Source organism: Succinimonas sp. (assembly GCF_045225735.1).
Lineage (GTDB): Bacteria > Pseudomonadota > Gammaproteobacteria > Enterobacterales > Succinivibrionaceae > Succinimonas.
Window position 1 is genome coordinate 1 of the sequence record NZ_JBGVBR010000076.1, and the last position, 2,494, is coordinate 2,494.

Consider the following 2,494-nt stretch of genomic DNA (forward strand, 5'->3'; position numbering starts at 1 on the left):
GACAATTTCACATAAAAAAACATGTTCGTGGCAGCAAGCATGTATTTCTGGCCGTCAGCCTCAATGTGCGCCACGGCAGTTTCCACTTTCGGTCTTTTCTTAGGATCAGGAGCACGCTTGAGATCCTCCGGCCCGTCAAGTTCATCCTGCCGAAAGAAAGGTTCCCTGTCATCTTTTGGCGGTTTTGAGTCCTTTTGACGTTTCGCTCCTACTCCGTCCAGAGAGACTATTACAGCGCCGCCGGATGAATCAGTTTCAATATCATACTTAAGCGCCTGATTATCCGGTATTTTCAGCCCCTTTTGCCGCAGCCTCTGATTAATCGATTCCGCCAGGGCATCTATCTCCTTCCGGTATTTTCTTTCATCTTCTTCCGAACGACTGTTCGCAAATGAATTACCGTCCTTTGCCGGAATGCCCGGTTCAATGAAGGCATTCTCTTCGGGCAGGCCCGTTTCCGGATTCCAGCCATGTTCCTTAAGTATCCGGAACCCGTACTCGCGCATATCGCCGATGATTTTCGATCCTTCGCGTTCCACCATGTCGGTCATGGTTCGCAGCTTAATTCTGTCAATACTGCTGTTCCTGTGAAGCATCCTGTTCAGCATGCTGTTTGCGATGCGGCCGCTTACACAGGCAAAGGCCTGTTCTGTGTAACTACTCAGCGCATGACTCCACAGGAACTCATCACATCCCATTTCCGAAACGGCATCTTCCGGCAACAGCACATGAGCAAGCCCGTTCTCGCATTGCAGTCTGACATGTCTGAGACTGGCATCAGCTCCGGAATTCAGTTCTTTTTTTTAACGGTTTCATTCAGGTACTTCTCGTTGATGCCCCTTGCTGCCGCGCGGCTGGTGTTTGCTATGGACTGCTCAATGATATCAACGGTTTTGAGATATGAATCCAGAGAATGCGGATCCAGATCCTTTTGCCGCAAACCTGTTTCCTGCATGGCTTTGCAAGTGATCCACTGCCCGTCATCTCCCATGATTTTTATTTCCGCCATTACGGTTCCGGGAGCGAAGTTCTGCGATTCCGCATTGGCGGCGGGGGAGGCTTTCTGTTCAGTTTCCCCGGCTGGACTTTTCATCCAGATAAAGGGTTCCGAATCTGCATCGGCGCTGCGCAGGTATCCCTCCAAAGCGCTGATAATTCTGACAGAGTATCTTACGCTGCCAGATTCTGTGCACAGAAGATCAAGAAGGTGGCTTGTCTTCAGAAGCCATTCTGGCAAATCATCGCTGGTTGCGAGGACTGCGCAGGGAAGCATGGTTCCGTTTTTTTCCAGAATCGGGGAACCATGGGCAAGCAGATGATATGCGGGCTTCTCGCCGGTGCCGTTTGCATCTGTAACAGCTTTGATAAATTCGGCGCAGGTCATGCCGCGTTTTCTGTTCCTAGGATTTGAAACAGCAAAGGCTTCCAGCATATCGGCAAGCTGTTCGTAATGATGAGCAGACGTGTTTGCCGGTTTGCAGGAATCCGCAAAGCTCCTGCTTCCGGTTATCATTACGTTTCTGCTCTCGGAACTGCAGTTAACCTGACCGTCTGTTACTTTCACTGCGAGAATCTGCTGCTTTCCCGAGATAAACATGCCCACCAAATCAATGACACGGGGTTCGGTATTTCCAGGCAGAGCAATCTCCCATGAACGCTGGCGTTCCTGTATCAGATTTCTGGCCTTCATTGCTTCTCTGACGGCAGGGAGAGAGGCGTTAAGCCCGTTTGAAACTTCCATGGATGTCGGGTTCCTGTTGTTGTCATGTTTGAATGATTCAACAAAATCGTCCAGCTGTTTCTCAAGTTCTTCGGCTGAAAGACGTGTCGCCGGCCGGCCTGATTTTGCGGCAATTTCAAGACTTGCCATGCCGTTTTTCAGGAATCTTCTGCGGATTTCAGTAACGGTATTCTCCCGCATGCCGAACTTGCCGGCAACATCCTTGATCATAGTGCCATTAGAGAGTTCAAGCACCACGCCAGCGCGTTTTTTGACATCTTCTCCGGCGGGAATATTTCCGGAAGCAATGCCTTTAAGACTGATAGCATCTGCTTCATTTAATTTAATAGGATCTACATGTTTAGGCATCTCGCACCACCATAATATATAGCAACGGTTTTATAGCAATAATACTATGATGAAATCATATCACAATATAGCAACGTAGACATTGGTATTAGGTGATTCATAGAACACAAAATGATACCGAAGCAAGGAGACAATGCAGTTAAGCAAAACAGTTATTGGAGTTCTGTGCTGACGGATGTCAGGAATTTCTAAAGATAAGGTCAAGCAGCAGATAATGGCAATTTCTCAGTCAGAGGAGGGGCTCAATGGAATTACTTCAAGATCCCAAAATTAACAAATTTCTATGTAAAATCTGATTAGCCAAAAAACGCTTACAGCACATCACTGGGTGACCGCACTCTTCTTTGTTTTCCTCGCTTTCTTGGGATGATGTTTCCTGTCATATTCTTGTCGTAATGAAAGTGG

At 47.8% G+C, this 2,494-nt stretch carries 2 protein-coding genes; both read right to left on the reverse strand.

The window, feature by feature from the left end; translation table 11 throughout:
• A partial coding sequence (locus ACJROR_RS02695; RefSeq protein WP_406545748.1) for a hypothetical protein occupies window positions 1-728 on the reverse strand: 728 nt, incomplete at its 3' end.
• 62 nt (window positions 729-790) lie between these two features.
• A complete protein-coding gene (locus tag ACJROR_RS02700; protein WP_406545749.1) occupies window positions 791-2,089 on the reverse strand; it encodes a transposase in 1,299 nt (432 codons plus the stop codon).
• Window positions 2,090-2,494: the final 405 nt, after the last annotated feature.

Excerpts from the sequence above, each read along its gene's own strand:
- ACJROR_RS02700 (WP_406545749.1), bottom strand. The coding sequence starts at position 2,089 with ATGCCTAAACATGTAGATCCTATTAAATTAAATGAAGCAGATGCTATC.